The 8,980-nt window shown below is 60.7% G+C and carries 6 protein-coding genes; 3 read left to right on the top strand and 3 right to left on the bottom strand.

The features are described from left to right. From RE4_RS14160 to ggh, 3 genes are all read right to left on the bottom strand, one after another. The coding region (locus RE4_RS14160; RefSeq protein ID WP_255246880.1) for a DUF7927 domain-containing protein at positions 1 to 2,549 on the bottom strand (2,549 nt) is incomplete at its 3' end. Positions 2,550 to 3,528: 979 nt separating this feature from the next. After that, the gene (locus RE4_RS14155; protein ID WP_370334015.1) at positions 3,529 to 4,224 is read right to left on the bottom strand and encodes a glycoside hydrolase family 25 protein; all 696 of its coding nucleotides are present in this window, start codon (positions 4,222 to 4,224) and stop codon (positions 3,529 to 3,531) included. A gap of 107 nt (positions 4,225 to 4,331) precedes the next feature. Beyond that, positions 4,332 to 5,669 carry a glucosylglycerate hydrolase gene (gene ggh / locus RE4_RS14150; RefSeq protein WP_019746148.1) on the bottom strand — a complete coding sequence of 446 codons (1,338 nt, stop codon included), beginning with the start codon at positions 5,667 to 5,669 and terminating at the stop codon, positions 4,332 to 4,334. Between the two features lie 110 nt (positions 5,670 to 5,779). Here ggh and RE4_RS14145 point away from each other — a divergent pair, with 110 nt between their 5' ends. The 3 genes from RE4_RS14145 (at position 5,780) to RE4_RS14135 (ending at position 8,959) form a co-directional block, all read left to right on the top strand. After that, a complete protein-coding gene (locus RE4_RS14145) occupies positions 5,780 to 6,478 on the top strand; it encodes a haloacid dehalogenase type II (RefSeq protein WP_060938778.1) in 699 nt (232 codons plus the stop codon). A gap of 72 nt (positions 6,479 to 6,550) precedes the next feature. Further along, the gene (locus RE4_RS14140) at positions 6,551 to 7,462 is read left to right on the top strand and encodes a cation efflux transmembrane domain-containing protein (protein WP_060938777.1); all 912 of its coding nucleotides are present in this window, start codon (positions 6,551 to 6,553) and stop codon (positions 7,460 to 7,462) included. Positions 7,463 to 7,582: 120 nt separating this feature from the next. Next, complete coding sequence (locus tag RE4_RS14135) at positions 7,583 to 8,959, top strand: HNH endonuclease signature motif containing protein (protein WP_060938776.1); 1,377 nt, start codon at positions 7,583 to 7,585, stop codon at positions 8,957 to 8,959. Positions 8,960 to 8,980: the final 21 nt, after the last annotated feature.

Here is an 8,980-nt window from a genome sequence, read left to right as displayed (position 1 = left end):
AAACCCGGAACCAAGTGATTCGTCTCCACAGAAGGAGGAGTGATCTCCGGACCGGTCGGCGGCTTCGCAGTACCGGTGACCTCGTTGTTCAAGACTGTGCCCGCGGCAACGCCGTCGTTGACCTTCACCTCATAGGTGAGAACGACGGACTTACCGGCTTCGAGAAAACCAGTCCACGAAAGGGTGGTGCCCGACAGAGTCGGATCAGCAGCAGGAGCACCGTCGACGGTCGCCTTCAGCGAACCGGGAACGACAGCGGCGTTATTGAGAACCGCACCCAGATCATCGTTGATCTTTACCGGATCGAGCTTCGTCTTACCGGTGTTGGTTCCGGTGACGGTGTACTTGATCGACTCGCCGGCCTGAACCGTTGAACCGGAAATCGGATCAGCAGTCTTCTCCAGTTTGAAGCCGGGAACCGAGTGATTCGTCTCCACCGTAGGAGGAGTGATGTCCGGACCGGTGGGTGGCTTCGCAGTACCGGTGACCTTGTTGTTCAGAACCGTGCCCGCGGCAACGCCGGCATTGACCTTCACCTGGTAGGTCAGAACAACAGACTTACCAGCCTGGAGATTGGCGGACCACGACAAAATGCTGCCCGACAGGGTCGGAGCAGCGACAGCAGCACCGTCGACGGTCGCCTTCAGCGAGCCCGGAACGACAGCAGCATTGTTGAGAACCGCACTCAGATCGTCTTTGATCGTCGCGGGAGTTAGGGCGGTCTTGCCGGTGTTAGCACCGGTGACCGTGTACGTAATGGTATCGCCGGCCTGAACCGTCGAACCTGTCGCGGGCACAGCGGTCTTCGCGACCGTGAACCCGGGCATGGGATGCGTCGTGCAGAGATTGGTTGCAGGATCACATGTTGTGGGAGGAGTTGTTGTCCCCGGAACGAGGTAGTTGTTCAGGACTTTGTTACCACCGTCTTTGACCGTGACGGTGTAGGTGACAGTCCCTTTGCCGCCGGCTGGCAATGTGCCCCCGACTTTGATCTTGTCGGTGCCATTCAATGCAGCGGTGAGTCCGCCTGTAGCAGCACCGACCGCAACCGTTCCGTCATCAATGACGTCGGCAAGGAAGTCCGTGTAGTCGATCGTTGCCGGCGCAGTGCCGGGATTCTCGAAATTCAGAGTGTAGGTGATTGTTTGGCCGATATTGACCGTCTCACCGGTAGGTGGTGACGACGACTTCTTCACGAGAACCGGGGTATTGATGATCTTGCAGTACGCGTTGTCACCAGGTGCTAATGCTGTCTGCGCAACTCCACCAGCTTGAAGATTCTTGGCCACACCATTGACCTGGCAGTCCCACTTCGTCGCGTAGTTCGCGGTCTTGGTCGCCGAAGTAGTGGGCTTCTCCCAGAACGTGACGGGGGTAGGCGTCGTGTCAGCGAGGAGCATCCGCCAACCGGTGGACGCGGTGGTATCCGTAGCTCCGGTATCGGTGGTCTTGAGCACCTGTCCGCTCGCGGCATTTGCATCGGCGAAAGTACCGGTGCTTGTTCCGATGGTGAAGTCGTCGCCAGGACTGACTCGCGTAAGTTCCTTGTCGATCTTGACCCTCGGCAACAAGATGCCGAACGCAACACCCTGTCGGGACGTTGAATCCGTGGTGTTTCCGAAAGTGCCCGCGAAGGAAGTCGGCGCTGTCGCAGCCAGTACTACCGCTCCAGGTGAGTAATTCTTGCTGAAATCGTTGTCCCACCACGAGTCGCACCGAACCGAGTTCGTTCCCAACCCGGTCAGTCCATCGGCACCCCCGACCGTGCCGTTGCAGGCCCGAATCGGCGGCCATCCGGCAGTTCCGGGTATACCCATGGTGCGATCGATCTGACGGAAGCTCTTGTCCGACTGGAACGACAGGAATTCCTTGTTGTTTGCGGCAACAGGGTCCGTCGATTCGGCATCCGCCACGACAAGCCCGTAGTTGTTGACGGCTCCGTTGGGCCCATTCATCACGATATTGTCGAGCTTGACTGTTCCGCCGGACTGGACCCTCGTCGACCCGTTCATGTCCGGAACCGTTTGGTACAAAGCAGGCTTGACTGTGTTGGGAACACCCGTATACGCGACAGTGCCGAGCGACGAGAATTTCGCCTCGGCAGGCAAGGGACGCGCAGTGACGCCCGTATGCGGCTTTGTCGTGGATCCGTCGATCGAGTTGACCAGCTTGGCATTGAAGCTGATGGAGTAGATATCCGTCAGCTTGACCGTCATCGGCTGTCCAGCTGCTGAGGTTGCGGCAGCCTGGTTGAACGTCGACATATCGATCCAGCAGATGTTCTGCGAGAGATTGCCGGTGTTGGGCGCACTGAACGCACAGCCCGTGGGCGGTTGCTCGTCCGGCAGGACAGCAGCACGAGCCGGCGTCTGAGCCTGAACGGGACCGCCGAGCGTCGCGGCCGGCTGCGCTGATGCAGCTACTGCCGTCGCGCCGGAGAGGCCGAGAATCATCGCGATGGCGGTCCACACCACCGTCCACGCTCGCACCCAGGGCGGGAGCCCTGCGGTGAATAAGGCCGACCTTGTCGGCGGTATGTCGTTAGGCATTTCTTACTCCCCAGGATGTGCCTGATCGATGTTCGGTGGACGGAGATGCGAGAGCGCTGGCGCGAACTCCCGATTGATCGGTTGGTTCGGGTCGATCCGCCTGTTTTCGGCTGATCGACCTCACACCGGACGCTGTTGCCGGTCCTGTCATTCGAGCTCCTCTTCGGAAACACCTGCGTGTTGGAAGAGCCGCCCTGAACAGGACCTTGGCCCTCGAAATCCGTGCAAATCGAGAGCAACCTTCCAGTTATCTGGTTCAAGATAACAGATAACCGGGAGCTTGCCCATCGAAAGTCAGACAAAGCAGACCGATCGACGTTTTTGTTCGTAGATCGGACAAGCTTCGAGGAGCAGCGTTGTTCAAGCGAACAATTCAGCCCTCGGCGCACGGCACTGCGCCGGACGCGATGGCATTCAGCGTTTCCGCTGACCAGATCGGGTGACGACCAACTTCGAGGCGACCAGGAATCTGGACGAATGCCCAATATGGATAAGGCCTGTTGGATGCGCCACAGCCCCTCGAACCATGAACGGAAACTCCGTACTGAATGGAGTCCAATCGCCCGTGCAAGCACGTAGAAATTTATCGAATTGGTCCAGACCGCACCCGGCGACGGCTGCCGGTAACGAAGCACTCCGGCGCTCCGATAATTGGGTTGCGAGGCGCCATCTTCGACCGAAACCGGGTCGGCGCCTTCGATCCAGACCCAACTTCAAGTCCGTTTTGTAGCTTTTCGGTTGGAGCAGTCCTGCTCATTTTCTGCCATAGCTATTTTCTGATCCTGCTCAGCTAGTCGAAAGTTCAGCGACCGTGGCTACCACTCGGCAGAATTCTCGTAACTGACGAGCAACAACCGGACTAACCAGCCAAGCGTCACAAGAGTGCCAAAAAGGGCCCTTCCGCGTGCCTCGAGGCAAATGCATCGAGGGCGAAAGGGCCCGAACCGGGCACCACGGAGCCAAGGGCCCCCGCCGCAAACTAGCTGCTGCCGAACCCCACACTGTTGGCGTAGCGATCGAAATCGCCCTGCGCCCCGCTGTAAACGTTGATATCAGTGTTTCCGGTGATCCCGGGGATGCGTCCGGTGCTGGTGTACTGCCAGAAGGTCCAGTTGGACCAACCGCCGGGCAGCGGGCCCGGAGCGTTCTGCCCGTTGTAATCGGCGATCCACAGCGGGTAGTGGTTGAACTCGGTGGTGTTGGCCATCTGAGTGCGCCAGAAGTTGGGATACGTGTAAATGATGGGCTGCCGCCCGGTAAGTGCCTGGACTGTATTCAGGTAGCGATGAGTCCAGTCGATGACCTGACCGGCGGGCAGTCCCTTCGCGTCCTCGAGATCCAGGACGGGCGGCAGGTCACCAGGTCCGTTGATACCCAGGACGATCGCCGAATAGAAGGCGGCCTGGGCTTCGGGGGACTGGCGAACATCTGCGTAGTGGTAGGCCCCGCGCGAGACGCCGGCGGCGCGCATGACCAGGCAATCCTGGATGAAGTACGGATTGACGTAGTTGAGCGACTCGGTGGCCTTGACCATCGCGAACTCGTGCCCTGACGCCTTGACCTGGAACCAGTCGATTCCGGTTCCGTCCACGTGCTGCCACGACGAGACGTCCGGGCCGCGGGGAGCGTCGGCAGCGGCGAGGCCAGGTGCCGTGATCGCGATGGCAGCTGCCATCGCGATCGGGGTGAGCTTGCCCAGTGTCCTGACGATCCGTCGCTCGACCATTTCCCGAGAGTAAGGTCGACTAGTCCGTTTTGTCCGCTAATTCAGGGAATGTTCACTCAACCGAGCCAATCGAGAACAGCCGCCGCGGTCCACGACTGTTGCATGCTGCCCAGCGGCTCACCGGTGAAAGGCTCGTAGTATTCGGCAAAGCTGCCATCACTGGCCTGCCGCAACCCCTCCGAACGCAAGACGTGCGATCGCTCGGCCCACCCCCGACGCGCGAACGCCCACGAGAACAACCACGTGATCACCGGCCACACCGGGCCACGCCAATACTCCCGAGGACGGAAATCGCCGGAAACCGGCGACGTCGACGGTGGGACGGCAAATCGCATGTCCGGGTGACCACAGAATTTGGGCCCCTCGAAAGTGCGCAACAGCGCGCGCTCGGCATCACGGCTCAGGCCGCCGCACAGCAACGGCGCAAACATCGCGATGGTCTCGGTATGAACCCATCGTCCGGTGCGAAGATCGAAATCCTTTGCTGCACCCGATCGTTCATCGGTGGTGGCAATTACGCCCTGCCGGAATCGATCTGCCCAACCGCGCAGATCACGGACGTCGGAGTTTGGTCGCGAATGCTCCTCACCGATAGTTGCCAAAACGTCACATGCCATCGAGAAAACCGCACTGACAAACACGTCCTCCACGGCAAAACTCATGGCAGTGGCGAGTTGAGAATCCTCGTACCTCACGGCCTTCATCTCTTCGAGAAGCCAAAGGTAGCGGTCGTATTCGTGATCCGTGGGTCGCTGAGACAAGTCGGTCACCACAGCGAGATCAGCGCGCTGATACGCAGGCACTTGTCCCGCAACAACATTCGCGTACGCCAGATCCCATCGCGGAGAATTGTCCATCCCCGATTCCCACCCGTGATAGAGCGCGATGCGGCCGTTGCCGTCGAGATCGCGGGCCTCCGCCAACCAGCGGTGCCACCGAACCAGATCACTCCAGCGCCGGTCGAGGAACTCTTCCGCGACCGCACGCGTCGTACGTCCGTGCCGACGCGAATGATCGAGAATCCGCTGCACCGCAATCGCGTGAACGGGGGGTTGGGTGATTCCCGACGTAGCGGTACCCAAAGGAGCATGCGCTGCCAACGCATTGACATCCCAACGCGTCGGGCCGGGGAAGTAGCCGTCGACACCGTTCGCGAACACGATGTGCGGAATCATTCCGTTCTTCCACTGAGCCGAAAGCAAGGTATCGAGCTCTACTACCGCCCGTTCGACGCTGAGCGGCGCCAAACCTACCGCGACGAACGCGGCGTCCCAGCTCCACATGTGGGGATACAGCTTCGGGGCAGCGCTCGTCATCGTGCCCAGGTCGTTTCCGCGCAGCAGGTAGGCAGCTCGGGCGGCGAGCTGAGTCGGGGTAAATCCGCGGTCGGCCATAGATGTCTATTTTGCGACGCGCGGCGCCTTTGCGCTCATCGAGCACGAATCGGGCGCCGTAACCGCGATAATGTGGCAACACCGTCAGGCGATCTCGAAGTGGAGGGCTTGTGCGCGAGAAGATCAAAGCACTGCTGTTCGACGTCCAGGGCACAGCGACCGATTTTCACAGCACCCTGTGCCGCGAGGCCCGTCGGATCACCGACGCCGACGTCGACTGGCCAAGATTCGTCAATCTCTGGCGCGCTGAGTACTTCGCGAACACCTCCGAGGCCGACGACTCCACAGGCGAATGGGTGACAGTACATTCGGTGTACCGCGAGGCTCTGCGCAAGCTGTTGGCCCGCGAGAGCATCGAACTTTCCGATGCCGAACAGGAAGAACTCACCACCGCCTGGAAATTCCTGGACCCGTGGCCGGACACCGTCGCAGGCCTGACAACCCTGCGCCAGCAGTACACAATCGCTGCCTTGTCCAACGCCGATGTGAATGCCGCAGTCAGCATCTCCCGGCACGGAAATCTGCCATGGCATGCCGTCTTCACCGCCGAAATGGCCGGTGTCTTCAAACCAGATCCGAAGATCTACCACCTGGCTGCTCGATACCTCGGGTTCGACACGGCCGAGATCATGATGGTTGCCAGCCACAAATATGACATCCGGGCGGCCAAAGCTCTCGGGTTCCGCACAGCCTTCATAGCCCGACCAGTCGAATTCGGAGCCAGGGGCAATCCCGATGTGTCATTCTCCGACGAGTTCGACATCAACGCCGAGGACTTTCTCGATCTGGCAGCGCAATTGGTCCACTGATGCCGTGCCTGCGCGTCGTTGCTGGTATTCCTACGTGAAGGAATATCGAAACGGACAGGCGGTTTGGATTTCATGGGCACCAAGGAAGACAGCGCTACCCGCGAACGCAAGGCTCTGCGGTACTCGCTCGTGGTCGCAACGGCGTTGGCTGTGCTCGCCGCATTCTGGGGCTGGATCTCTCAGTCCCAGGTGATCCTGCTCGACGGTGTGTACGCCCTCATCGGAATGGTGTTGACGGCGCTGTCGCTGCGGGTCTCGCGGATAGCCGACTCGGGCCCCACCGCACGCTTCCCCTTCGGTAAGGAGGCATTGATCCCGGTAGTCATCGCTGTCCAGGGCATGGCACTACTGGCGACGCTCGCCTACGCCGCAGTCGAGGCAGTTCGTGTCATCCTCGCGGGCGGAGCCGACGTCACCGCGGGGTCTCTGGTGGCATACGGCGCTGTCAGCGCAGTGGTGTCGATCATCATCTGGCGATACGTCGGACAAGTCGACCGCACATCTGATCTGCTCGTCGCCGAAGCCAGGCAATGGGGAGCGTCGGCTGCCTTCAGCGCGCTGGTCGCAGTCGGTGCTGTCGTCGCAATGATCCTGGGCCGCACAGATTTCTCCGACGCCGACCGATATGTCGACTCCGTCTTGGTCCTCCTCGGCTGCGCGATGTTGGTCCCGCAACCGTACGCACTTCTGCGAACCGCACTGATCGAACTCCTCGAAGGTGCTCCCGGCGAAAACGTTCAGGCCCGCGTGCACGAAGCCATCACCGCCGTCCGCGACGAATTCGGTTTGGACGAACCGACTCTCACCATGAGCAAGGTGGGTCGCAAGCTGTATATCGAAGCGACGTTCATGGTCGCGCCACACAGCTGGGACATCGACGGTGAAGACGCAGTACGACGCTCGTTCGCCACCAGCCTCGCCGATCTCCCCTACGAACCGTGGCTGAACATCGAACTGACTACAGATCCGGCGCTGATGCTCTAGCGACGGAATCTGCTCTCGAACAACAGAATCGCGACGGCAGGCTCAGCCTCACCTTCCCCCAAAAAACCCTTGACTCGAAAGTATGTTCGAGTATGATGGAAGGTGGAACGGGGGGTTCTCATGACGATCGACACCATCGACGACGCTGTCACTGCCGTGGTCAACAGCTCCGCTGTGGGTGTGCGCGGACGATTGTGGCGGCTGCACCCCAGCGACGTCCGCGAGATCGCCATCACCGCATCAGCGGAAATCCTTCGCCTGGAAGCCATTCGAGTGGCCGCCGTCGACACCCTGACGTTGAACCCGGACGAACAAGTACTCTGCTACCGCGGCACCGGACAATGGCTCGCGAACCACACCATGCTGCAAATCTCCACCGGCAGAAGAATCGCAACCCTAGGCAAAGCCCTACGGTCATTCCCCGAGATCGAAGACCAATTCGACTCCGGCGAACTCACTTTCGAGCACGCAGCACTGATCGTGGCGTTCTGCGAATCCCCACCCAAAACAATGCCCGACGCCGCGCTACCGTACTGCCGCGACACACTCCTCGCGGCAGCATCCGGCGTCGAAGCAACCACCGTCAAACTGCGCTACGCCATCAGCGTCCTCGAGCACATGTTCGAATCCGACGACATACCACCAAGCGAAGACACCGATCGCAACGAACTGCGCATCTCCCCGACCCTCAACGGAAGAGTCTCCGTGCGAGGCGATTTCGACGGAGTGACCGGCGAGATGCTTCTCTCCGCCCTCTCCAGCCTCTCCATGCCCACCCCCGCCAAGGACGGCACACCCGACAAACGACCCGCCGCCACACGCAACGCAGACGCCATGGCAGAGCTGATCCGGCGCTACCTCGACAACGCTGCCACCGGTATCGACGGCGGCCAACGCCCACACCTGAACGTGCACATCAACGCCAAAGACCTGGCCTACCACCGTGAATGCGCCTCCACCGCAGGCGACTCAACAGGCCGCACCACGACTACCGACCCGTCCGACCGTGACGACCTCGACACCCTGGACCTTGGCATGCCGGATCTCGACAAACAAGATCTCGATGTCGGCCACATGCCCTGGATGGGACCACTGAGCGTCGGCCGCACCCGCATGATCGCCTGCGACTGCATGCTCGGCGCCGTCCTCCTCGACGAAAACGGTGCCCCACTCGACGTCACCCCACTCAAAAGGCTTGTCACCGCAGCACAACGCACCGCCCTGATCGCCCGCGACAAAGGATGCGCCTTCCCCGGCTGCGACTGCGTCCCCGCCTGGACCGACGCCCACCACATCAAACACTGGGCCAAAGGAGGACCAACCGTCATGGACAACCTGGTCCTGCTCTGCCGAACCCACCACACCCTGATGCACCGAAAACCCGGATTCACCGGACAATGGGAAATCCAGGTAGGCGCTGATCACCTGCCCTGGTTCATCCCACCGCCAGGCATCGACCCCGACCAGAAACCCCGTCGCTCCACCACACGGATCTGAACCCGGAGGTCACCGAGCAAA

The sequence above is a fragment of the Rhodococcus erythropolis NBRC 15567 genome (assembly GCF_001552595.1).
GTDB classification, from domain to species: domain Bacteria; phylum Actinomycetota; class Actinomycetes; order Mycobacteriales; family Mycobacteriaceae; genus Rhodococcus_F; species Rhodococcus_F erythropolis.
Note: the sequence above shows the minus strand (reverse complement) of the source record. Positions and strands in the feature narration are given on the sequence as shown.